The sequence below is a fragment of the Psychrobacter sp. H29 genome, from assembly GCF_059073055.1.
This window is the reverse complement of sequence record NZ_JCACRY010000001.1, coordinates 2,503,403-2,526,877: the sequence shown is the minus strand read 5'-3', so window position 1 is coordinate 2,526,877 and position 23,475 is coordinate 2,503,403. Positions and strand designations below refer to the sequence as shown.

At 43.4% G+C, this 23,475-nt stretch carries 20 protein-coding genes; 3 read left to right on the top strand and 17 right to left on the bottom strand.

What is annotated here, in order from left to right:
- Positions 1-43: 43 nt before the first annotated feature.
- The 4 genes from AC5JP1_RS10265 to AC5JP1_RS10250 form a co-directional block, all read right to left on the bottom strand.
- Positions 44-925, bottom strand: a complete 882-nt coding sequence (locus AC5JP1_RS10265; RefSeq protein WP_319050837.1) for an SPFH domain-containing protein — start codon at positions 923-925, stop codon at positions 44-46.
- 90 nt (positions 926-1,015) lie between these two features.
- The gene (locus AC5JP1_RS10260) at positions 1,016-1,630 is read right to left on the bottom strand and encodes an NfeD family protein (protein WP_493844046.1); all 615 of its coding nucleotides are present in this window, start codon (positions 1,628-1,630) and stop codon (positions 1,016-1,018) included.
- A gap of 196 nt (positions 1,631-1,826) precedes the next feature.
- Entirely contained in the window at positions 1,827-2,378 is a 552-nt protein-coding gene (locus AC5JP1_RS10255; protein WP_319050835.1) for an outer membrane protein, read from the bottom strand.
- 219 nt (positions 2,379-2,597) lie between these two features.
- On the bottom strand, positions 2,598-3,134 hold the full coding sequence (locus tag AC5JP1_RS10250) for a porin family protein (protein ID WP_319050834.1): 537 nt from the start codon (positions 3,132-3,134) through the stop codon (positions 2,598-2,600).
- Positions 3,135-3,437: 303 nt separating this feature from the next.
- Here AC5JP1_RS10250 and AC5JP1_RS10245 point away from each other — a divergent pair, with 303 nt between their 5' ends.
- Both AC5JP1_RS10245 and AC5JP1_RS10240 read left to right on the top strand, forming a co-directional pair.
- Positions 3,438-4,685 carry an 8-amino-7-oxononanoate synthase gene (locus tag AC5JP1_RS10245; protein ID WP_493844045.1) on the top strand — a complete coding sequence of 416 codons (1,248 nt, stop codon included), beginning with the start codon at positions 3,438-3,440 and terminating at the stop codon, positions 4,683-4,685.
- A gap of 72 nt (positions 4,686-4,757) precedes the next feature.
- Positions 4,758-5,567: a methyltransferase domain-containing protein gene (locus AC5JP1_RS10240; RefSeq protein ID WP_493844044.1), complete on the top strand. Its 810-nt coding sequence runs from the start codon at positions 4,758-4,760 to the stop codon at positions 5,565-5,567.
- A gap of 228 nt (positions 5,568-5,795) precedes the next feature.
- On the opposite strand, the gene dnaK is transcribed toward AC5JP1_RS10240, so the two are convergent.
- Complete coding sequence (gene dnaK / locus AC5JP1_RS10235) at positions 5,796-7,739, bottom strand: molecular chaperone DnaK (protein WP_493844043.1); 1,944 nt, start codon at positions 7,737-7,739, stop codon at positions 5,796-5,798.
- Between the two features lie 184 nt (positions 7,740-7,923).
- Entirely contained in the window at positions 7,924-8,523 is a 600-nt protein-coding gene (grpE, locus tag AC5JP1_RS10230) for a nucleotide exchange factor GrpE (protein ID WP_493844042.1), read from the bottom strand.
- A 465-nt stretch (positions 8,524-8,988) separates the two neighbouring features.
- On the opposite strand from grpE, the gene AC5JP1_RS10225 reads away from it, so the two are divergent.
- Entirely contained in the window at positions 8,989-10,383 is a 1,395-nt protein-coding gene (locus AC5JP1_RS10225; RefSeq protein ID WP_493844041.1) for an alpha/beta hydrolase, read from the top strand.
- A 177-nt stretch (positions 10,384-10,560) separates the two neighbouring features.
- Here the strand turns inward: AC5JP1_RS10225 and AC5JP1_RS10220 are convergent, their stop codons facing one another.
- The 11 genes from AC5JP1_RS10220 to fmt form a co-directional block, all read right to left on the bottom strand.
- Positions 10,561-11,694, bottom strand: a complete 1,134-nt coding sequence (locus AC5JP1_RS10220; RefSeq protein ID WP_493844040.1) for a metallophosphoesterase — start codon at positions 11,692-11,694, stop codon at positions 10,561-10,563.
- A gap of 98 nt (positions 11,695-11,792) precedes the next feature.
- Positions 11,793-12,848 carry a TIGR01777 family oxidoreductase gene (locus AC5JP1_RS10215; RefSeq protein ID WP_493844039.1) on the bottom strand — a complete coding sequence of 352 codons (1,056 nt, stop codon included), beginning with the start codon at positions 12,846-12,848 and terminating at the stop codon, positions 11,793-11,795.
- Between the two features lie 180 nt (positions 12,849-13,028).
- A protein-coding gene (locus AC5JP1_RS10210) for an IS3 family transposase (RefSeq protein ID WP_493842780.1) occupies positions 13,029-14,194 on the bottom strand; the annotation gives its coding sequence in 2 pieces (ribosomal slippage) (positions 13,029-13,936 and positions 13,936-14,194; 1,167 coding nt in all).
- Positions 14,195-14,388: 194 nt separating this feature from the next.
- A complete protein-coding gene (locus tag AC5JP1_RS10205) occupies positions 14,389-14,796 on the bottom strand; it encodes a hypothetical protein (protein ID WP_165597793.1) in 408 nt (135 codons plus the stop codon).
- A 134-nt stretch (positions 14,797-14,930) separates the two neighbouring features.
- Complete coding sequence (locus tag AC5JP1_RS10200) at positions 14,931-15,392, bottom strand: hypothetical protein (RefSeq protein WP_493844038.1); 462 nt, start codon at positions 15,390-15,392, stop codon at positions 14,931-14,933.
- Between the two features lie 150 nt (positions 15,393-15,542).
- Positions 15,543-16,172, bottom strand: a complete 630-nt coding sequence (locus tag AC5JP1_RS10195; protein ID WP_493844037.1) for an L-threonylcarbamoyladenylate synthase — start codon at positions 16,170-16,172, stop codon at positions 15,543-15,545.
- A 124-nt stretch (positions 16,173-16,296) separates the two neighbouring features.
- The gene (gene dprA, locus AC5JP1_RS10190; protein WP_493844036.1) at positions 16,297-17,574 is read right to left on the bottom strand and encodes a DNA-processing protein DprA; all 1,278 of its coding nucleotides are present in this window, start codon (positions 17,572-17,574) and stop codon (positions 16,297-16,299) included.
- 51 nt (positions 17,575-17,625) lie between these two features.
- A complete protein-coding gene (locus AC5JP1_RS10185; RefSeq protein WP_493844035.1) occupies positions 17,626-18,735 on the bottom strand; it encodes a LysM peptidoglycan-binding domain-containing protein in 1,110 nt (369 codons plus the stop codon).
- 335 nt (positions 18,736-19,070) lie between these two features.
- Positions 19,071-20,492, bottom strand: a complete 1,422-nt coding sequence (thrC, locus tag AC5JP1_RS10180) for a threonine synthase (RefSeq protein WP_493844034.1) — start codon at positions 20,490-20,492, stop codon at positions 19,071-19,073.
- Between the two features lie 46 nt (positions 20,493-20,538).
- The gene (locus AC5JP1_RS10175) at positions 20,539-22,128 is read right to left on the bottom strand and encodes a transcription antitermination factor NusB (protein WP_493844033.1); all 1,590 of its coding nucleotides are present in this window, start codon (positions 22,126-22,128) and stop codon (positions 20,539-20,541) included.
- A gap of 65 nt (positions 22,129-22,193) precedes the next feature.
- Entirely contained in the window at positions 22,194-23,288 is a 1,095-nt protein-coding gene (fmt, locus tag AC5JP1_RS10170; protein WP_493844032.1) for a methionyl-tRNA formyltransferase, read from the bottom strand.
- Positions 23,289-23,475: the final 187 nt, after the last annotated feature.

Sequence of the window (23,475 nt, the reverse complement as noted above, 5' to 3'; positions counted from 1 at the left end):
TAAAAAAAGACCTCATGTGAGGTCTTTTTTTATAGCTAGCTATCTACACTTTTAATTTATCACCGACCATACCTTTTACAGTGCTCAAGATATCTGCTGGTAGTACCACCATTTTTGAATTATCAGACTCTGCCAGTTGGCGAATAGACTTGATGTACTGCTCACCAAGTAAGTAGACAATCGGCATCTCTTCATCACCCATTGCCGCTGTGATAAGACGAATCGACTCCTCTGAACCTCTGGCCAGTACCACTTGCGCTTCAGCATCGCGACGTGACGCTTCAAGACGTCCATCTGCTTCCAATATAGCCGCTTGTTTTTGGCCGTCAGCACGAGTGACTGTCGCTCGGCGTAAACGCTCTGCTGCTGCCTGCTCTTCCATAGAGGCTTGCATGGTTTGCGAAGGATTAATGTCTTGAATTTCTACGGTTTTGAGCGTAATACCCCAATCAGCGATGTCTTCTGAAATCGCTTGTTTGAGCAACGCCTTGATCTCATCACGACTCGATAAAGCATTATCAAGATCCATCTCACCAATGATTGAGCGCAATGATGTCTGTACTAAATTACGGATACCATGCTCATAATCTTCAATACCATAGACCGCTTTGTCTGGGCGTAGGATATTGATATAAGCGACCGCATTAGCGATGATGACCACGTTATCGCGAGTGATAACCTCTTGCGATGGGATATCTAGTACGATGTCTTTGGTAGTAACTTTATAAGCGATTCTATCCACAAAAGGAATAATAAGGCTAAAGCCAGGCTCTAGGGTCTGCTGATATTTACCCAGTCGCTGCACAACCCACTTGTACCCCTGCGGGACAATACAGACACTCTTAAAGACAGTAAAAACCACCAAGGCTGCTAATACCAACATCACGATACCGCCGCCATTTAAAATACTTAAGATGCTACTCATACGATTCTCCTTGATCCTCGCCTTGTTTGCCAGCGACGTGATTTATGTCCTTTTTATCTTGATTTAAAAATATTCGGTATATCATACGCGTCATTTGCTAGTGCCTGTCTCTGTGGGGTCAGGTTTGTGCAAGCTCAGTCTATTCCCGTTAGGTTTTTTGGCAGACACTTGAGTATTTGCAGGTACTTGAGTATTTGTAGATACTTGGCTATTGAGTGTCGGTGTAATATTTGGGCGTATCGTTTTGGGTGCTTGGAGGCGCTGTGTGGGAGCAACCACCAGCTCATCGCCGACCACTTTTAAGACCACCACGCGATCGCCCATCTCCACCCTCGCACCTGCTGTGCGGCATGGCCACTCATCCGCTCCCCAAACAGGTACGTTAAAGCGTACCATACCAGGGATACCTTTTTGCGGTTTGACCACGATCATACCGGTCTCACCAATCACTAAATTACTGCTTTGCGCCGCCTTTTTGCGACTCATGGATAGGGGCTTGATGTATTTGACCCAAGCCAGCATAAAAAAAACCGAAAGCGTAAGCCAGATCAGCACCTGAAATAATAAAGGAATAGGGAGCAACCATGCTAAGGCCGCAATGATCACAGCGGCTACGCCAAACCACAAGCTGGCAAACGTCGGCACAAACATCTCAACGATCAATAGTAAGAAGCCCAATACCAGCCAATGCCAAGGTTCAATCATAAAAAACATCTCCATCCTTGCCACCATTCCTATCTTTATCATTCCAGTTTTTAATGTATCATATTTTTAAGAATAACAATGCTTTAACCGTATTTCTGATACACATTTACATACTGTGCGGTCAAAATATCTGTTGCGAATTTTAGGCAAAAAAAACGACCACCTAAGTGATCATTTTTTAGCTAAGGTTTGAGACTTAGAATTTGTAATGTGCACCAAGAGTTAATAGCGTAAGGTCTTCAGCAACATAGTCATATTCAGCTTCAACACTCATGTTAGGGTTGAAGTTATACCCTAAACCAATACCACCAGCGACACCACTATCACTACCACTGTTATTTTCAAAGTTGCCAAAGTCGTCGCTTATAGAAGCATCAATCTCGGCTTTAGCATAGCCTAGTTTACCCTTGGCATATAGACCAGTGTTAGGGAATGCATAGCGGTAAGTACCATAAGCACCATAGGTTTTAAGGTCATACTCAGCGTCAACACCACTATTACCTGTATCGACATCAGTATCACTAGAGCCTACGTATTCAATCTCGGCACCAAAGTTAGAATCAAAATTATAGCCAGCATATACACCGTACGCCGTTGGATCATCTAGATCATCAACATCTACCATGAACTTACCGGCTTTAATACCAACATACGATTGACCAGCACCATAAGAGATTGCTGCTTGCGCACTCATTGTCATTACTGAACCGACGATTGCTGCGAGTAACGCTTTTTGTAGATTTTTCATAGACTATTCTCAACCTTGGATTTAATAAACAAATGATTTGTTTAACCTTGAATACTACTCAACTATATTTCACTTGTTTTTAGTAGTGCGACATCATACCAAATTATCCAATAAAGTAAACATATGTTTTATATAATTTTAGACGAAAAAAAACGACCACTTAGAGTGATCGTTTTTTATTGCAGTACTTAAGCTAAATGCTTAATCTAGGCTAAATGCTTAGAATTTTAGCTGTGCACCAACAGTCATAAGATCTACATCATCACCTAACATGTCGTATTCAGCTTCAACACTGAAGTCAGAGTTTACTGCGTAACCAAGACCTACACCGCCAGCAAGATTGGTATCGTCTCTTGAACCATCAGATAAACCTAGATTAGTATTAGATGCTTCTACTTCAGTTTTCGCTACACCCAGCTTACCTTTTGCATATAAGCCAGTATTTGGGAATGCATAACGATAGGTACCATAAGCGCCATATGTTTTGGCATCGATGTCGCCGCCTCTATAGTCAGCGTCATCTGAACCAACATACTCAGCTTCTACACCGAAGTTAGGATCAAAGTTGTAACCAGCATACACACCATAGGCAGTTGGATCATCAGCATTATCAATATCTAAATCGAATTGACCGACTTTAGCACCAACATACGGCTGACCTGTATAGCCATTACCATAATTAACAGCGGCTTGTGCGCTAACAGTAAGTAAAGAACCAGTTGCTAGTGCAAGTAACGTTTTTTGTAGAGTTTTCATTATTAGCTCCTCAGAGAAAATTGGGACAAACAAGTTGTTTATTTATAGTGGTCTTAGTGACCTATCGTCTTGTCTGCTAACGATGAGGATATAGTAACAAACTATTTCAGACACTCTGTCAGTGTTTAATGGTATGACAGTTAAAATTTGAAAGCATTTATCAGTCCACTAGTTACAAAGGCTTAGATATGAAACCTTTTGTTACAACCGCTCCGTTTGTGCAATAATTCCTACTCATTTCGCAGAATTTTTGCCAAATATTTGGTCAAATACGACTTAAATGATAAAAAATAAAGAGAAAAGATGAAAAAAGCCATCACCGATCATTTGCAAGTCGCGCTTGCAGACCTCAAAACGAAACAACAATACCGCCAACTGCCCGAGCTGCAACATCATGGTCGCTACATTATTAAAGAAGGCGAAGCATTACTCAATATCGCCAGTAATGACTATCTAGGCTTGGGCGGTGATACCGAGTTGCAGGCTGAATTCCTTGTTCAGTTGGAGCAATCATCTGATACACTGCCTCCCAAAATGAGCGCTACTTCGTCACGGCTATTAACGGGCAATGATACCCAGCTACAAACATTAGAGTCTGAACTGCAAAATTGGTACGAGAGCGCAGTAGAAAAACAAAACGTCCCTAAACAAAATATCTTTAACTCAAGAACAGCACTGGTATTGAATAGTGGCTATCATGCTAACCTTGGTATTTTGCCCGCGTTGACCGCCCTGCCAGTCAAGACGCTGATATTAGCTGACAAGCTGGTACATGCGAGTATCATCGATGGTATGCGTTTGAGTCAAAGCAAACTGGTCACCTATCGTCGCTACCGTCACAACGATTACGAACATTTGGCTCGGTTTATTGAGCAGGCAGATGAGAGCGTTGAGCGCATCATCATTGTCACTGAGAGTATTTTTAGTATGGATGGTGACCGCGCGGATTTGCTTCAATTAGTACAACTAAAAGCAAAAGATGCTCGTATTGAATTATATGTCGATGAAGCACATGCTGTTGGCGTACTTGGCAAAACAGGTTTGGGCCTAGCAGAAGAAACACATACTTTAGTAGATATTGATTACTTAGTAGGGACGTTTGGTAAAGCCTTTGCATCAATTGGTGCTTACATCATGTGTGACGATATCACAAAGCAGTGGCTGATTAACGCTATGCGCCCACTAATTTTTAGCACCGCCTTACCCCCTATCAATCATGCATGGACACGATTTATTTTAGCAAAAATGCCAGCGCTCACTGATCAACGCGTACACCTGGCGCAAATTTCAAAACAACTGAGCCAAGCCATCAGTCCTGAATATCGTGTCCCATCATCAGCACAAACTCCTACCTATGAATCGCCTATTGTGCCTTATATTTTGGGTGACAATGCGCGTACCATGGCAAAGGCAAAACAGCTCCAAGCCGCTGGATTTTACGCCTTGCCTATCAGGCCGCCTACTGTTCCTGCAAACACCGCTCGCATTCGACTCGTTATGAATGCCAAACTAACCACCGCAGACTGCGAGCAACTGATAGCGCAGTTATGACATAGTCGTTTAGTACAAACGTTTGCGCTCACTATCGGCTGATTAGTGACTCACTTGGATAGAATAAAGCACATGACAATACTTAGCGCCCCTAATACCTTTAGTGTCCGAAAACAAACCATCGCTCATCACTTTGCTAGTGCCAGTGACTATGATCAGCACGCCAGTATTCAACGAGAAGTCTGTCAGTATTTGCTCGCAAATATCGCTCATACTAAGCAATCAAGTGTGTTAGAAATTGGTGCAGGTACCGGTCAGATGACGCGTCTGCTTGCTGAACACATTAATAGCCAGCAGTGGCTCATTAATGAGTTATGTACTGAGCAAGCTGCGACATTGCAATCGATACTACCAACTGCCGAGATAGCTATTGGCGATGCTGAAACGATGAATTTGGCAGCACATCACAGCCTAGTCATCAGTGCCAATGCCGTGCAATGGTTTGACAATCCGCTCAGCTTTATCGCTCAATCAGCACAGCGTTTACAATCTGGCGGACAGCTGGTCTTTAGCACTTTTACGCCAAATAACTTCCTGCAAATTAAGACGCTCACTGGTCAAGGGCTGAGTTATCCAGACATTGATGCATGGCAATCAGCATTAGACTGTGCTGGTTTTAAAAATACTGAGCTTTCGGTCCAGCGCTATGATTTACCATTTCTGTCCCCTTACGCTGTCTTAAAACATATGAAACTCACCGGCGTATCGACCAATCAGACACAACAGTCAGCCCATGATACTCAGACTTTTAGATGGACAAAGTCACGTCTACAGCAATTTGAGTCAGACTACTGGCGGTATTTTTCCGCAGAAGATGAAAAGGGACGACCTGTTGTGAATTTAACCTATGAAGTACTTATAGTGAGTGCGTTTAAACCATAGGCACACATTTTATTAGTAGAAATAATAGCTAGCAGGAATAGTGGTCGATAGAAAAAACAGCCATAAAAAAACGCACCTCGAAAGATGCGTTTTTTAATTTAACTGCTTATCGATTTGTATCGACTATACCATTTTCAAAAACTTGAGTAGCCAGAAAAACGAGCATAAGTACTACATTGAGTAGACTAGGCAAGTTTGACGCAGCTCATCGCGTTTTTGGAGTTGATATTATTTTTTGTCTTCGTCTACTTCAGTAAACTCAGCATCAACGACGTCGTCATCAGCTTGGTTGCTTTCTGCTGCACCTTCAGCACCTTGTTGGAACTGGCTTGGATCCATACCTTCTGCACCAGCACCGCTATCAGCGTAGATTTTTTGGCTGATTGGCAAGAAGGCATTGTCTAATGCTTCAAGCTTTGATTTGATTTCGTCATGATCGTCTTCTTTCGCTGCCGCTTCAAGCTCAGTGATCGCAGTTTCTACTGTTGACTTTTCTTCATCAGTAACTTTATCTTCTGCTTCTTTCAGTGCTTTTTGTACCGCATGGATACGACCATCTGCTTCGTTACGAACTTGCGCTAGGTTAGCGAATTTCTCATCTTCAGCAGCGTTGGCTTCTGCATCACGAACCATTTGTTCAACTTCTTCATCCGACAAACCAGAATCTGCTTTGATTTGGATGCTTTGTGCTTTACCAGTACCTTTATCGGTTGCTGAGATGTTCATGATACCATCAGCATTAATGTCAAAAGACACTTCGATTTGCGGTAGGCCACGTGGTGCTGGTGGAATATCCGTCAAGTCAAAACGACCAAGCATTTTGTTTTGGTTAGCGATTTTACGCTCACCTTGATATACCTGAATCGTTACTGCTGGCTGGTTGTCTTCAGCCGTTGAGAATACCTGTGATTTCTTAGTAGGAATCATGGTGTTTTTCTCGATAACTGGCGTCATCACACCGCCCATGGTTTCGATACCTAGGGTCAATGGCGTCACATCAAGTAGCAATACGTCAGTTTTGTCACCAGACAATACCGCACCTTGAATCGCTGCACCAGCTGCAACTGCTTCATCAGGGTTCACGTCTTTACGTGGCTCTTGACCAAAGAACTGCTGTACGTTTTGCTGTACTAGTGGCATACGAGTCTGACCACCAACTAGGATAACGTCATCGATATCGCCAATTTTTAGACCAGCATCTTCAAGTGCAGTCTTACATGGACCGATTGTACGCTGTACTAGGTCTTCAGTTAGGCTCTCAAGTTTTGAGCGGCTGATAGTAACAACCAAATGCTTAGGACCACTGCTATCAGCGGTGATGTATGGCAAGTTGACTTCAGTGCTTTGCGCGCTTGATAGTTCAATCTTCGCTTTTTCAGCCGCTTCTTTTAGACGCTGCATCGCAAGAGAGTCACCTTTTAGGTTCACATCTTGCTCTTTTTTGAATTCAGCAACTAAGAAATCAATCAATGCTGAGTCAAAATCTTCACCACCAAGGAAAGTGTCACCGTTGGTCGCTAGTACTTCAAACTGCTGCTCGCCATCGACGTCTGCGATTTCGATGATTGAGATATCAAAAGTACCACCGCCCAAATCATATACAGCAACCGTGCTATCGCCTTGCTTCTTATCCATACCATAAGCAAGTGCCGCAGCAGTTGGCTCATTGATGATACGTTTTACATCAAGACCAGCGATTTTACCCGCATCTTTAGTTGCTTGACGCTGTGAATCGTTGAAGTAAGCAGGTACAGTTACGACCGCTTCAGTTACGCTCTCACCAAGATAGTCTTCTGCTGTTTTTTTCATTTTTTTCAAGATTTCAGCAGAGACTTGTGGTGGCGCAAGCTTTTTACCGTTGATTTCTACCCATGCATCGCCGTTGTCTGCTTTAGCGATTTTGTAAGGTACCATGCCGATATCTTTTTGCACTACCTTGTCATCGAAACGACGACCAATCAAACGTTTGATCGCAAATAACGTGTTGCTTGGGTTGGTTACTGCTTGACGCTTAGCTGACTGACCAACAAGCGTTTCATCGTCTTTATAAGCGACGATTGATGGTGTGGTACGCGTACCTTCAGCATTCTCGATAACTTTAACTTTGTCACCTTCCATCACTGCTACACACGAGTTAGTTGTACCTAAATCAATACCAATTACTTTACCCATAATGAATTGCTCCTAATTTGTTTTTAACTATAAATACTTATTTATCCAGACCGTAGTCGGTCACTTGTTGCTATATATCGGTTTGCCTGTCGTATTTTTCAAGGCAATAAATACGCAAAAACTGTCTTTCCTGTGGTTTTTTGTGAAAAACCTTCATATTAGTAGGGTTTAGCCCCTAAAAATACTACTGACCAACACGAACCATCGCCGGACGCAATAGACGACCGTTTAGGCTATAGCCTTTTTGCAAAACCGTACCAACCGTATCCGCTTCTGCTTCTGGGTCAATACCAACGGCTTCATGGAAGTCAGCGTTGAACTTTTCGCCTTGTGGGTCAACGGTCTCTACGCCATTTTTGGTCAATACAGCGACCAACGCTTTGTGGGTCAATTGAACCCCTTCAGCTACTGGATCGTTTGCATTTGCATTTTCCATAGCGCGCTCTAAGTTATCAACGATGTCGAGTAACTCTTTAGCGAATTTTTGCAGGGCGAATTTTTTGCTTTTATCTGCTTCTTGCTCAGCACGCTTTTGCGCATTGTAAGCTTCAGCATTAGCGCGCGCAGTACCTTCTTTGGCTTGTTTTACTTCGCCTTCTAGCTCAGCAATACGTGCTTTGAATGTATCGAGGTTGATTTCGTTTTCGATAGTCGCCTCTTCACCTGAGTTGTTCTGCGGATCAAACTCTTTCATGGTTTCTTCTAAGATACTGTTTTGATGCTCAACATTATCGTGTACCACAGTCTGGTCAAGCGTTTCTTTATTTGGGGTTTGCTCGCTCATGATAGCTCCTTGGAATTTCAATAATAATGATTACGACAATAATAGTTACGACAAGGCACAATGACTCAGCCAATTGTTGGCTGTATTGAACCTTTATCAGATGCCTAACGATTCTTACTCATTGTTTTTATTAATGCGCTCTAATAGCTGATTGATAAAGGTGATGCGTATAAATTTCAAGCCTAAAACGCAGGATTTTTTCGTATTTACGACAAATATAGTCAAAATACTCTTTAGCAGCGTTGCACAGTATTTTTCCGTTGTGTCAACGAATCTCCATATTTACTCACAAAACGTACAAAAAAACGTCAATTAGTCAAAACACTTTACTATTGCTATTCACGCCATTACTAAACAACACCCTGCTTTACGCACTACTGCCTTATTATTGCTACAAATATTATGACTTACATCAAAATATACATCGATGTAACCGTAAACACCCAAACCGTTATGAGAGATGTTATGTCTAATCCCACAGTATCATCAATCAACACCTTACTTAACAAAACCTTGATGGCGATGCACCTAGCATCGAATGATGAAGCAGCCAATGGAACAAGAGAAAGTAGCCAACATGAGAAGCGTCTGAGCGTCAGAGAAAAAGTACTCAGCTACAACCCAGTTTCACAGTACCAACCACATACTTTGCATTATGCGATGAAAGGCTTTGGTTATTTGCCAACGCCGATACTAGAGGGCTTAATTGCCTATCTAAAAGGTCCGAACTCAAAACAATATCTTCATGCCAATGCACATTTACGCTTGATCCTCGCTGTAAATAGTCATCTCAAGACGCCTTTAGAGCTGACGCCCATGCATGAGCTTCGCGAAAGGTTCACTACCGATGCGGTGGCAATGCAGGCACCAAGAGTATGGCAGCAAGCTAGCGACAATATCTTGAACAATATCAAACCCTTTACCAAAAAGGGCGAGAAGCCTGTTAACTGGGAAGACAAGACGATAGCCAATGCTGGTGACGGTGATATGACCATTCGCTGCTATCAGACGAAAGCCAATAAAAAACGTTCTAAGAAAGGGTCTGTCCACAATCCTGACGAGACAGTGATGCTTTTTTTCCACGGCGGTGGGTTCTGTATCGGCGATGTCGATACGCACCATGAGTTCTGCCATGCAGTCTGCGAACAAACTGGCTGGCCTGTCGTTAGTGTCGATTATAGATTGGCCCCTGAGTGTCCTGCACCAGCAGCCCTCAAAGACTGTATCACAGCGTATGCTTGGTTGGCTGAACACTGTCATACACTAGGAGCGGTGCCATCACGTATCGTCCTTGCAGGTGATAGTGCAGGCGGTGGTTTATCCACTTTGATCGCGCAGCAGCTGACTGCACCAACCGAGAGCGCTTGGTCAGACTTGGGCGCTCAAGGTCAGAAGATGTACAAGCTACTAGAGAGCCTACCAAAGCCATTAGCACAAATGCCGCTGTATCCTGTTACCGATATCGAAACAGACTATCCAAGCTGGGAGTTATACGGCGAGGGATTATTGTTAGATCATGCGGACGTGGCAGTGTTTGATGCAGCCTGCCTAAAAGACAGTCCCCTACCACGCCTACACATACTAAACTCACCCATGCTCGGTGATAACAGCAAAGTATGTCCGACTTATATCGTAGCCTCTGAGCTCGATGTGCTGCGTGATGAAGCGTTTGCTTATGCAGAGCAGTTGAAAAGCTACAATGTTCCCGTCGAGACTCATACTGTCCTAGGTGCACCGCATGGTTTTATTCATTTTATGAGCGTGCATCAAGGTCTTGGGCAAGAGACAAAAGACATTATCAACGGGTTTTGTGGTTTTGTGCGCGATGTCATCAGTACTCGATCACAGCTAGCAGCATAGTGGTTTTTTGAAAGATATTTTGTTTACAGGTACTTTTATTTAAAAATGCCGTTGTTTAAGAGCGCTATTACTTAGAGGTACCACTCAAAGACACTTTTTAGAAATGCTATTGTACGAATACATCAGTATGTTGAAGGTACAGGTCAATCAAAGGTACTGTTCAATTAGAAACATCTATCAATCAGCATTACCAGACACGTTGATCAACCAGACCTCAGAGCGTGAACCCAATCTAAAGGGAATGCCCCAAAATCCATAGCCAGAGGAGACTACAAAATGTCCTTGGCCGATTGCTTCATATCCATAACCTAGTCTATTGATAGCACTGACAATAAAGTTAGCAGGAAACACCTGGCCATTGTGGGTGTGACCTGATACTTGCAGATCGATTGGTAACTGGCTATGCTCGTCGATATCACTCGGTCTATGATCTAGTAGAATCACTGGCTGTGAAGTATCCACTTTCGCTAACAGATCTATCGTGGCGACACGCTGACGTTTATGATTATCAAAACGTCCGACCAACCATACCTTCTGCCCTTCATGCTCTATACAAAATACATCATCATTTAATAGATGCACACCTGCACCAAGTAACGCTTGGCTAATTGGTCGCTCATGACCATACAAATCATGGTTACCCAACGTCGCATAGACGCCATATGGCAAATTGGCACACAGTTCGGCTAGATTATTCTCCATACTATAATCATTAAATGCGTCTGTATTATCATCCATGATATCCCCTGGCATTAGCAGCATATCTGCACGTGTATTGTTCATCAGACGGGTGAGTCTATCTATTGCTGTAACCCCGAATAACCGTCCTAAATGTAAGTCACTTGCAACTGCGATGCGTAGTGGTTTGGCTAAAGGTTTATCAATACTGATAGACAGATGACGTACGATAGGGACATAGGCACTGTATAGCGAAAAAATAAACAGTCCTAAGAGCACGACTACTGCCAGTGCTCGCAGCCTAAGAGAAAGCGTATTTGACCCGTACCCTGTCTTACCTATTAGCGATACTACTAGCCAATAACCACCATACAAAAAGCTTACTACCAAGGCGGTTAATAATATGAAATGCATGATCAGCATCCAGCCACTGACCCAGCGATAACTGTTCGCAAAGACTCGTTTTACACTAAGTACTAATAAGCCATTGGTGATAATAAACACGGCAGACCATACGATAGTTTGTAGTGTTTGGGTGATCCAAGGTTGTAGCCACCACTGTATACTCAACGCCGCACCTGCACTGAACAGCTGCAATAGCACAAAGATAGTAATAAAGAACGCATAGCGCATGATAGATCCTTGAGCATGATTAACTACAATATATGATGCTCAGAGCAAATAAAGCTATATAGAATAGCTTACTATGTTTCACATGAAACAATCGAAACTTATTGGTTTTGCTTTTCTAATGCTTGCTTGAGTGTAGTGTGTTCAAATGAATAACCTGCTTCCAACAATGCTTTTGGCAGTACTTTTTGTCCATCGATGAGTAATGTCGACATCTCACCAAACATGAGCTTGAGCAAGAATTCTGGTAAAGTAAACACTGTCGGACGATGTAACCACGAGCCAAGTGCCTTAGTAAAAGTGTGATTGGTCACAGGATCAGGAGCTGTAAGATTATAGATGACTGCCGTTGTATTATTTTGCGTCTTTAAGCTATTGTTATTTGAGGTGCGGTCGCTTAAAACTCGGTCATTTGAAACATTACTACCTAAAGCCTGTTCGTTAAGACTCATAGCATCAGTAACTGGCTCACTGATATATTTGGCAGCTTTTGTATTAGCAAGATGCTGTTCGATAATAAAAATCACCGCACTTACCCAATCATCTCGGCTAATCCAGCTCATGATTTGTTGTCCATCACCCAGTTGCCCACCAACACCAAACTTAAATGGTAGCAGTAACTTGGCCACCATACCGCCGTTGGGATGAATAACCACACCTGTTCGCACGATTGCTACAGGGACATCATACTCAGTTGCTCTGAGTGCCATATCCTCCCACTCCTGACACAGTGCATGCGCAAAATCTTCTTTGTAGTCGCTGGTTTCAGTTAGTGGTTTGTCGCCTTGCGTACCGTACCAGCCAATGGCTGAGCCACTTACTAATAGCTTGGGTTTTGTGTTGATACGGGCGATGAAGTCGAGTATTGATTGCGTAGGTTTGATACGACTGGCAACCAGTTGCTCTTTGCGCTCATCACTCCAACGTGAATCGGCAATACCAGCACCCGCTAAATTTAAGATGACATCAAAGCTCGTCTCACACGTCGTAAGCTCATCATAAGTCATCATATTGATGTCACTGGGGTGCGTCTGGCTACTATCACGAGTCAACCAAGTCACACTCACATCTTTATCTTGTTTACGATACCGTGCCAATAGTTCTCGGCTGAACGCACTACCCAAAAACCCTGAACCACCACTGATCAAAACATGCATACCCTACTCCCTTTGTGTACCGAATATTGCTTGTCACCAATATTGCAACTATGACTTATCGTTAAATGATTTGTTATTCCATAAACACCAAACGGTTATAACCATCGTCTGCTTTTTTGTGGTGTTTATCAAAATGACCCCTGCCGTCAATCCCGTATATATAAACTTGGGAGATTTTGATTACGCAGCCTGACGATAATAATCAAACCACACCTGTCTTGGCGATTTATAGCCTAAACCCTTTTGAATCCTAGTCTGATTATAATATAACTCAATATATCCAATGATATCTCTGATAGCTGCAAACCTTGTTTTATAGTCTTGGTGATATACTAGCTCGTTCTTCAATATGCCCCAGAAGCTTTCTATGGGTGCGTTGTCAAAGCAGTTGCCTTTACCGCTCATTGAACCTGTAAACTGATGCTGCTTGATGATCTTGTGGTAAGCATGGCTACAGTACTGACTGCCTCTGTCAGAGTGAACGACTAGCCCTTTGCTTGGTTGTTTATTCTTGATGGCCATGTTCAATGCTTTGCATACTAGATCTGCGGTCATTCGCTTATTGATCGCATAGCCGACCAGCTCTTTGGTATATAAATCTTTGACTCCCGCTAAATACAACCAGCCCTCAAGCGTCCAAATATAGGTGATGTCACTGGCCCACGCTTGGTTAGGGCGACTGGCATCAAACTCTTGATCCAACACGTTTGGATAGACCAGTTTGTTGTGATTGGAGTCGGTGGTGACTTTAAAGTGTTTGTGGCGACGGCATTTGATGCTGTATTCCTCTTTGATGCTTCTGACCATGTAGGGACTGATGTTATGACCTTGCTCACTTAGATGCGCATGCAGACGCTCAACACCATAGCGCTCATGAGTTTCACTGTGAGCGGCTTTAACGAGTAGCTCACAATGGTTGCGATGTATCTGCTGCTCGCTGATATCGCGACTCAGCCAGTCGTAGTAACTTGAATGCTTAACCCTTAGCACGCGGCACATAGTGGTGATGGTAAAGAAGTGCTGGTTATCTTTGATGAAGGCGTACCTGACTAGCTGTTTTTCGCGAAGTACGCCGTCGCCTTTTTTAATATCTCTCGCTCCTCTTCGGCTACTTTAAGCTGCCGCTTGAGCTGCTTTATTTCTTGAAGAGCACTCATGAGATCAGGATCATATTGCTCTGTGCCAATCAGCTTGCCTTGATTGGCTTTGTTGTTCCAGTTCGATAAGGTTTGCATGGCGATGCCAAGCTGCTTTGCAGTCGCTGAGATATTGCCATTATTGTCTGATATCTTCTTAACGGCTTCAGCTTTAAATTCTGTGCTATAGGTTCTTATTTTCTTGACCATGATAAACTCCGATTAATATGCTTAGTTTACCAAGTTTACTTGTACGGTTTCTTCAGCATAGCTCAAAATGACTTTTACATACTTTTGGTAAAGGAAGGTGAGGAATGAAAGGTTTACGAGGTCAAACATTGCACTTTGATAATTACTGTCAAAGATAGAAGTTTTTTTATTAAAAAAGTATCTTAATTTTTTGGCTAATATTGCAGACTTTGTTTAGGTTTAGGTAATGCGGACATACCCACAATCAAAGCACTTATACCTCCTACTAAGCTAATCGCCAACCATGTACGAGCATCTTGACCAATAAAAAATGTGGCATTAATAGAAAAACCAACAAGAAAAACTCTTACCCACCATCTTTTGGACTTATATGTTTGTTTGGAAGCAAGCCATATACCGCACAATAGTGTAGGCATTCCAATAAGAAATACACCTGCAATAAGGTAAAAAGGTATGGCTACAGCGTATGCCAGACCTATATCCTTATTCCACATTATCAGTGATACTAAAATAGGGAATAAGATCAACTGATATAGCGTACCTAAAGTTAAAAATAAAAATATCACCATTTTTTTTGGATAGTGGCTGTTGTTATCTAACATTAGTTCTAACTCATAAGTTGGTCAATTTGTGAATGGAAATAATATAGCTGTTATAAACCATTTCGAACTTTCTTGACCATCCAAACGCATCATAATATTTCAGAAATAGTTTGATCAGCTCTTTATTTAATGGCTCAGCCTACGTCTTCAATATTTTCTTTCAATACTGGTAAAGCTGACATACCTGCTAATACGGCACTTACTCCTCCAGTTAAACTGATAGAGAACCATATCACTAAACCAAATTTAGAAAATATAAACCAAACAAAAAATAAAGCATTAATAAGAACTCCCATAAAAAAAGTTCTTATCCACCACCCATCTTGTATGTATATTTCTTTATACGAATGCCACTTTCCCATCATTAATGTAGTTGGCATCGCAAACAAGCCACCTGCAATAAGATAAACTGGAAAAAACAGTATGAACAATAGACCTATGCTGTCATCTGAGCTAAGAAGTGTCGCTATCCATGGAAAGATAATGAGCTCACACAGCGCACCTACGAATAAAAATAACTTAGTAACCTTCATTTTTGGATATTCAGCCAAACTTTCGTTCAAACTATAACTTGGCTGATTTAATTTATTTTTCATATGACTGCCTAAATCCTATTCAGGGCTACCGTCAGTATGTGATAAACAGTATCTGTGCCAGAACTACTGTAAAAATGTAGCTCATACAATAGAAAACATGTTGAGTAAGGCAAGCAGGTAGCAAAAAAACGTCTACATATTTCTTGTCCACTAACGAATAACCAAGCCTGTCGTTGCGTCACGAATCTGGCTAGGTAAGGTATAACCTAAAGTATCGCCCTGCAAATAAACAATTTGCTCATCAAAATAAGCATAGGCGGCCTCAAAAGTGCTAGCAGGTATTTGACCTGATGGGTTGCAACTTGTAGAAACCAATAGACCAAATGGGTTCTGTTCACTTACCATTTGTTGGCAAAGCTTACGAACTGTAGGATGCGAGATAACTCGAGCAGCAATAGTCTGATGCTGACCGGTAATCCAAGTGGGTACAGTGCTCACAAGCGGCTGAGGAATCGGTAATAACCAAGTATGTGCTTGGCGATTTTGCTGTTCATCTCCGCTATCGTCTGTCTGCCAACTATCAATAATCTGCTGTCGCTGAACATCATCTAAAGAGGCTAGCAAAGGTGCTAAGCGAAAGACACTATCAGTAACGACTATCATGCCTTTGGCTTGTGGACGTTGTTTGATATCCAAAATACGCTGAACAGCTGCTTGGTCATAAGGGTCGCAACCAATACCCCAAACGCTCTCTGTTGGATACGCAAGCAGCTGTCCTTTTTTTAGCCACTGTGCAGCTTGGACGGTAGAATCAGTAACAAAGGATGTAGAGTAGCTCATAGCTGAAATGTTTCATACTGGGATGGAGGTAGATGCTCATAATAGCATAACAAAAAGAGCAACTCAGAGCGCTACCATTAGAGATGAGCCCTCTTTGTATGTAGAAGCAAACATGTGTAACACTTTAAACACGTAGGTACCGTCCGCCCTGAACACTAATAATACCAATTAGCTCAAGCTCCATCAACTGTCCGATGAGCTGTGATGGCTCAAGCTTGGTTGCGACAATAAGCGCATCTAAATCCTGCCCATGCCAATCGAGCTGCTCATAGATTGCTGTCAAATGCTCAGGTATAACAAGCGCGCTACGAGTAGGTCTGACATTAGGAGGCTTTTTCTGGTTATTCGCGGTGCTAAGCGATCTACTAGGCGATTTTTCGACATCTGAGCCCTCAGAAAGCATTTTTGGAGAATGACTGGTTTCTGGTTGATCGCGACTTAGGTCAGTAGTAGCGCTTAGTGCACTATACGAGCGATTGTCGTAGTCGAGCTGAGCATTCACATCTTCTAGTACTTGCTCAGGATGATAGATCAACGTTGCGCCTTCACGTATCAAGTGATGGCAGCCTTCGGCATTGCTATTATCAATATGACTTGGAATCGCAAAGACTTGTTTGCCCTGCTCTGAAGTTAGACGGGCGGTAATCAGTGAGCCACTTTTGATTGTGGCTTCGGTTACGATAGTGGCTAGACTGAGCCCAGCTACCAGACGATTACGACGCGGGAAAGTATGTTTGTGCGGCTGAGTATGCGGTAACAGTTCACTAATAATACAGCCACCTTGATCAACAATTTGAGCAAATAACTGGTCACGATGATTGGGATAGTTCACATCAATCCCTGTACCCATCACGCCGATAGTACGGCCTTGATAGTCCTGATCTGTCTGCGCCAAGGCTCCTAAGTGCGCTCGTTTATCCACCCCTATCGCCAGACCACTAGTGATAATATATCCTGACTGCGCAAGATATTGCGCCATATCAAAGGTAATTTTTTGCGCATGTGCAGTGGGTTTGCGGCTACCCACAATAGCAATTTGAGCCTGATGCAGACGCGCACTATTCCCCCGAAAAAACAATAGTGGCGGTGGATCGTAAATCTGTAGGAGCTGGGCGGGATAATCAGGCTGATCAGCAAACAGTAGACTATAGCGACTATCAACGAGTGCTTGCTGGATTTTATCGATACTAGCGCGCGTTTGATCTGGCTGCTCGTGGCGTTTGAGATGGGTGTGGTGCAGACCCAGCTGCTTCCACGCCTCTACTGTGGCTTGCCAAGCAAGCTGCGCGTTACCATAAGAGGTGACTAGCTTGTGGTAGGCAGACAATGATGCATTCACCTCGTACCATAGCGACAATATAGCACGCTGATCGTCGGATAAAGAAGCGGTGACTGCCGTCATTTTATCTGTCTCTTATAAGCAAATTTAGTATGGCTGTTTTATCACTCGTATTTATAGATAAGGTGGTGGTAATAACTGGTCACCAACGTTGAGTGGTAGCTCAGAATCAAGTACATAAGCATAGCTGATGTGGTCAAAGGTGTTAAACACCATTACCATCCCACTTGGCTCATTTGGCAAACGTACAGGCATATCGTTGTCTTTGGTGTCACGTACTAATGGACCTTTTTGATAGACAGTCAACACATCGCCTGGCTTGGCACCATGTAGGCTACCTAAGTTGATAGCGACCACACTACCTTTAGCAGCAGCACTAATGGAATCCATCACCCGTACAATCATACCGCCACGGCTAACGCTGGCAGGTGTTGGGTAAAATACTGGTGGAATAGCATTATCAAGCTCAACAAACACGCGATCGCCTTCGCGCACTTCTTTATCATAACTTTCGGTCAGCTGTAAGCTGGTAATACCATTCGTTTCTGTCGATGTGACAAGACCAGTCGCTACTTGTGTAACCTCTAATCCGATAACCTCTTGAGTTTTAGGATCGACATACAGATCACCCTCGCGGTATACGCCATAACGCTGACCGACGATAAGCGGTACACCTTTGGCATAGACCTTGTCACCGCTTGCAGTAATGAGGTTGCGGTTTTTTGACGCCAAAATATAAGGGGTAGTATTGAAATCTTCTGGATTTACAATAAGGGTTTTATCCAACCAGTGTTGGATAGCAGACCATGGAATAGGCGGGACACTATTGGCGGTTGAAGTAACAGTGACTGTACTCGCAACCACGTTACCCATCATTTGTTTTTCGATACCTGCACAGCCTTCACCCGTATCGACTCCGATCAAGGTTTTGCCTTGAATAACACAAAGGATCAGAATGTCATTGGGATAAATAAGGTTTGGGTTTTTGATTTGTTTGTTGGTGGCCCAGATCTCTTTCCAGCGCCAGGGACTGTCGAGGTAGCGACCTGAGATATCCCACAACGTATCGCCTTTTTTGACAGTATAGCGGTTGGGAGCATCAGCTTTGATAGTAGGTGGCGGATTGTTTGCGTGTGCTGTAGTCATCAACATAGCACTGCTAAATGTCGTAACTAATAATCCTTTTGCCAGTGCTTTTGCTGTCTTTTTTAAGCTCATCTTCATGGTTATATCCACAATATGTACCACTGTTTTGATCATGACAAACTGCACTAGCACCATTGATCTAAAGATATTTTACTTTATTAAAAAATAGCAAAAATCATTTAATATCAGCAATCTACAAGCAATTCAGTCATGACAACTATAGGGCGGCTGTTCAGTATAATTGGCTGGAACGATTCCTAAAAAAGCGTCTAGCATAATGATGACTTGCCGACGCTGTTTCTAATACTACAATTATCTATACCATAACACAATCATAAACACTTTATTACAATGGTGTAACCTTTGGACCGCCCTACTGGTTCATTGAAGATGAGCTTATACTATCCGGTTGTCTAAGCTGGGTTTGGGGTCACATGCTGACGAATTTGCTCAGCGACCAGATCAGCACTATTTTCTAATACCACAACATGCTGCGGTAGGCTCTCTAAACCTTCCGTGTGAGCTGGGCGCTCGATGTCGATTTGACCCACTGCTTCGATGATAGTGTCAGCAAACTTAACGGGCAATGCGGTCTCTGCACAGATAATGATTTCACCCTCACGCTGTAGCTCTTTGGCGACCTTGATGCCGTCAGCTGTATGCGGATCGACAAGCTCACCATGCTGCTCATGTAGTGCTTTGATTGTGTTTAAGCGATCGCTATGGGTTGATTTGCCAGCAGCAAAACCATAACGCGTATTGACCGCTTCCATCAAATCAGATAAATCAAACCCTTGTCCTGATTTTACGCCGTCAAATAACTCGTGGACGCGTGCGCTGTCTTTATCCAGCAACAAATAAACAAAGCGCTCAAAATTCGAAGCTTTTGAGATATCCATTGATGGACTCGAGGTGACATAGGTTTTGTCAGTGGGGCGCGGCTGATAAGCACCTTGGTTAAAGAAGTCATTGAGCACGTCGTTTTCATTGGTGGCAACAATTAAACGCTCAACGGGCAGACCCATTTCACGTGCGATGTGACCGGCGCAAATATTACCAAAGTTACCTGACGGCACGCTGAAACTTACTTTTTCGTCGTTGCTTTTCGTCACCGCAAAATACGCTTTAAAGTAATAAACGATCTGCGCGAGGATGCGTCCCCAGTTGATAGAGTTGACCGTACCTAAGTCATACTGCGCTTTAAAGTCGGCGTCTTGCTGTAGCGCTTTGACGATATCCTGACAGTCATCAAACATGCCATCGATGGCGATGTTGTGAATATTATCGTCGGTTAAGCTATACATTTGCGCCCGCTGAAACTCACTCATTTTGCCATGCGGTGACAACATAAAGACTTCGACGTTTTCTTTACCGCGTAGGGCGTATTCCGCTGCACTACCCGTATCGCCACTAGTTGCCCCAATAATGGTAATACGTGCCTCTTTTCTTTTGAGGACATATTCAAAGGCATTGCCCAAGAACTGCATAGCCACGTCTTTAAATGCTAGCGTTGGGCCGTTTGATAATCCTAAAATGTATAAGTTATCTTCGAGCTTGCGGACAGGAACAATATCATCAGAACCAAACACATCAGCTGTATAAGTACGCTCGATAATGTCCTGCAAATCAACCGCAGGAATATCGGTGGCAAAGCGCTGCATAATCGCCATCGCAAGCTGTGGATAGCTGAGCGTGCGCCACTCATCGAGTACAGCGCTATCAATCGTTGGGTAATGCTCAGGCAACATCAAACCACCGTCTGGCGCAAGGCCCATTAATAGCACATCACTAAAGTCCATCGGTGCTGTCTGACCACGAGTACTGATATATTTCATTAGATCGTCCTGTCTACAATAATGTTATTCAATAATTAAAAGCGGTTTATTCAGCAGTCTTTTGCAATAACGCATAATAAAAACCATCGCCACTCTCGCTATCGATTGGCAAGCATTGGCGACCAATCTCTTGTGCGATACCCCAATTGCAATCCTCAGTAAATTCAATCACTGACGCATCGTTATGATAGCTGATGAAGTCTTGCATTTGCAGCACGTTTTCTTGCTTTAGAATAGAGCACGTAACGTACAACAGATAACCACCTGCTTTGAGCTGCGGCCATAGGTTATGCAAAATATCTGCTTGCAGCAGGACCGTTTGTTCGATGTCTTCTTCGGTACGCAAAATACTGATATCAGGATGACGACGAATCACGCCCGTCGCGGTACAAGGAGAGTCCAATAATATTGCATCAAATACTGGCTCATTGGTTGCCGCTTTTTTGTTTTTGCCATGCTGCCATCTGGTGGCATCAGCGCAGACAACGTTAAGAGCAATATTCTTCTCAGCTTGTTCTAAATCTTGCTGCTTTAAATTGAGACGCTGCAAATTGTCATAGATGCGTTCGATACGCGGTGCTTCATTATCGATAGCCGTCAGCTTAATTTTAGACACTGGCGAAATTGCTTCTGCATCGTTTTGTTTCACGTGAAACAACGACGAAGAGTCATTTGAGCTGAGCAGCTCTAACCAATGAGCAAGCTTACCACCTGGAGCAGCGCAGGCATCTAGAATATGTATCTCGTTATTTGTATTTTCCGCATCAGACTTTTCAGCGCTGAGCTTCGCCATTAACGCTTTATTAATAATAGGTGCCGCAAGCTGAGCATGCATGTCTTGCACGCTAGCAATGCCTTCAGCAAAATGAGGCAAAGCATTGACAGCGGTAGTCTGATGCAGTCTTAAGCCTTTGGTCGACAACGTCGTCGTTGTCGCTGCCTCTGATGAACCAGTTAATTGTAAACCACTGGTAAGCTCAACGATATCGGCATCAATTTCTGCACCACACAGCGACTGTTGATAATCCTCTACTGAAGTAACTGCCGAGTTGACTCGCAAAAACATTGGCGCCGCTTGGCGTAAGCCCTGGGTCAGCTCATCGTACTGCTCACTCCAATCTTGCTTAAGCTGATAGGCAAGCCAGTTGGGCAAGCTGTGTTTTTTATCGCACTTCTTACGGAATTTACTCGGATTCTTAGCAACTTTACGCAAGATAGCATTGATCAAACCTGTCGCATGCGCAAATTCAATCTCCTTTGCCGACTCTACTGTCTCGTGGATCGCAGCATGATCTGCCACTTCTAAATACAACAATTGTGCTAAACCCACCTGAATTGTGGTACGAACTTCGACCTCATCTATAGGGTTGTCAGCTAGCGTATCAAGCAATCGTGCCAGAGCATGCCATTGGCGTAGTGTTGTCAGCAATAGCGCATGAGCAAAGCCTTTGTCACCATCGTGCAAGCTGTTTAATAACGGGTCAAGCACGCTTGAGAGCGACTGACCGTTTTGAATAGCCAGTAAAGTACGAATCACACGTACGCGTACGCTACCGTTCATAATCAGATTGCTTGACGGTTTTAGCTTGTTGTTTCTAGGTGCATTGTTTCTAGAGCCAGTGCTGGTTTGTCTCATTGAGTTGTATTTCCTTGACGTCGTATCGATCGCGTCTTGTGCAAGTAAAAGGGAGTGTAGTGAAACTATTTTGATTCTACTGTGAATTTATCACCATCGTTTAACTGGTTGCCATGACAAAGTTGCTCCGCCGTCATCGGCTTACCACCCGCGAACTGTAACTTAGTTATGGCCAGTGTATTACTCAGCTGTATGTCATGAGCGGTATTATTGTTTGACGTCTCTACCTCTTTGCCGCAAGCGACCAAAATTGCTTTGCGCCCGACACTTACGACCGTACCTGCAGGCTTATCTGATGTTTGTGTGGTGTTAATGGGCAGTGCCGTCAGTATTTTGACGCGTTGGCCTTCTAAGAAAGTGTATGCGCCTGGCCACGGGGTCAATCCACGAATTTGACGCTCAATGGTAGCAGCTGGCTGTGTCCAGTCAATTTCACCTTCGGCTTTGACCAGCTTTTCGGCGTAATTTGCTTGACTATCATCTTGGGGAACGGCGTTCGCTTGATACTGTGACAAATCACCAAGCACCGTAGTGATCGCGGTCGCACCAAGAGTGGCCATCTTATCATGTAGGCTGGCAGCAGTATCGTCCGGCGCGATATTGGCGCTAATCTTGTAAATCATATCACCCGTATCTAGTCCTTTGTCCATCTGCATAATGGTAATACCTGTCTCGTCATCGCCTGCCAAAAGTGCACGATGGATAGGAGCAGCGCCGCGCCAGCGTGGTAATAACGAGGCATGAATGTTCAAGCAGCCATGAGTAGGCGTGTCTAATACTCCAATAGGTAAAATCAAACCATAAGCAGCAACAATCATAAGATCTGGCTGATACGTACGCAGTATTTGACGAGCATCCACTCCTTCTGTACTCGATTTCTTAAAAGTAACTGGCTGCTCTACCGTGATATTATTGGCTAATGCCACTTCTTTCACAGCAGATGCTGATAGTTTCTGACCACGTCCCGCTTTGCGATCAGGCTGAGTGTATACCGCGACAATATCTATATTGAGTGCTTCTTGCTGACGTATCAACGCCTCTAGACTCACCGCAGCAAACTCAGGCGTCCCTGCAAATACCACCCTTAATCGCTGGACAGATGGGTTATCATGGTTAAAAGACGAATCAGATGGAGCAGAAGTGGCAGCAGTGTTAGTCATAATCATGCATTATATAAAGTTAATTCGCTCATTATAGGTGAGTTTGCGATGTAGTGCCATGACCGTGCTAGTGACAAAACCTGTAGAACCCTTGATACTGTTTACCTTTATAATATAAAAACGATAAGTATTTTATTGATAAACATTCTATTTATCGTCTTTATGCGTAACATAAAAACGTACCAAT

What these genes read in the sequence shown, in the direction of transcription:
- AC5JP1_RS10195 (WP_493844037.1), bottom strand. Translation starts at nt 16,172, where the DNA reads ATGAGCTACTCTACATCCTTTGTTACTGATTCTACCGTCCAAGCTGCA.
- AC5JP1_RS10205 (WP_165597793.1), bottom strand. Translation starts at nt 14,796, where the DNA reads ATGTTAGATAACAACAGCCACTATCCAAAAAAAATGGTGATATTTTTA.
- thrC (WP_493844034.1), bottom strand. Translation starts at nt 20,492, where the DNA reads ATGAAATATATCAGTACTCGTGGTCAGACAGCACCGATGGACTTTAGT.
- AC5JP1_RS10175 (WP_493844033.1), bottom strand. Translation starts at nt 22,128, where the DNA reads ATGAGACAAACCAGCACTGGCTCTAGAAACAATGCACCTAGAAACAAC.
- AC5JP1_RS10250 (WP_319050834.1), bottom strand. Translation starts at nt 3,134, where the DNA reads ATGAAAACTCTACAAAAAACGTTACTTGCACTAGCAACTGGTTCTTTA.
- AC5JP1_RS10240 (WP_493844044.1), top strand. Translation starts at nt 4,758, where the DNA reads ATGACAATACTTAGCGCCCCTAATACCTTTAGTGTCCGAAAACAAACC.
- AC5JP1_RS10245 (WP_493844045.1), top strand. Translation starts at nt 3,438, where the DNA reads ATGAAAAAAGCCATCACCGATCATTTGCAAGTCGCGCTTGCAGACCTC.
- AC5JP1_RS10265 (WP_319050837.1), bottom strand. Translation starts at nt 925, where the DNA reads ATGAGTAGCATCTTAAGTATTTTAAATGGCGGCGGTATCGTGATGTTG.
- AC5JP1_RS10215 (WP_493844039.1), bottom strand. Translation starts at nt 12,848, where the DNA reads ATGCATGTTTTGATCAGTGGTGGTTCAGGGTTTTTGGGTAGTGCGTTC.
- AC5JP1_RS10200 (WP_493844038.1), bottom strand. Translation starts at nt 15,392, where the DNA reads ATGAAAAATAAATTAAATCAGCCAAGTTATAGTTTGAACGAAAGTTTG.
- dnaK (WP_493844043.1), bottom strand. Translation starts at nt 7,739, where the DNA reads ATGGGTAAAGTAATTGGTATTGATTTAGGTACAACTAACTCGTGTGTA.
- AC5JP1_RS10225 (WP_493844041.1), top strand. Translation starts at nt 8,989, where the DNA reads ATGTCTAATCCCACAGTATCATCAATCAACACCTTACTTAACAAAACC.
- AC5JP1_RS10255 (WP_319050835.1), bottom strand. Translation starts at nt 2,378, where the DNA reads ATGAAAAATCTACAAAAAGCGTTACTCGCAGCAATCGTCGGTTCAGTA.
- fmt (WP_493844032.1), bottom strand. Translation starts at nt 23,288, where the DNA reads ATGACTAACACTGCTGCCACTTCTGCTCCATCTGATTCGTCTTTTAAC.
- AC5JP1_RS10185 (WP_493844035.1), bottom strand. Translation starts at nt 18,735, where the DNA reads ATGAAGATGAGCTTAAAAAAGACAGCAAAAGCACTGGCAAAAGGATTA.
- dprA (WP_493844036.1), bottom strand. Translation starts at nt 17,574, where the DNA reads ATGACGGCAGTCACCGCTTCTTTATCCGACGATCAGCGTGCTATATTG.
- grpE (WP_493844042.1), bottom strand. Translation starts at nt 8,523, where the DNA reads ATGAGCGAGCAAACCCCAAATAAAGAAACGCTTGACCAGACTGTGGTA.
- AC5JP1_RS10220 (WP_493844040.1), bottom strand. Translation starts at nt 11,694, where the DNA reads ATGCGCTATGCGTTCTTTATTACTATCTTTGTGCTATTGCAGCTGTTC.
- AC5JP1_RS10260 (WP_493844046.1), bottom strand. Translation starts at nt 1,630, where the DNA reads ATGATTGAACCTTGGCATTGGCTGGTATTGGGCTTCTTACTATTGATC.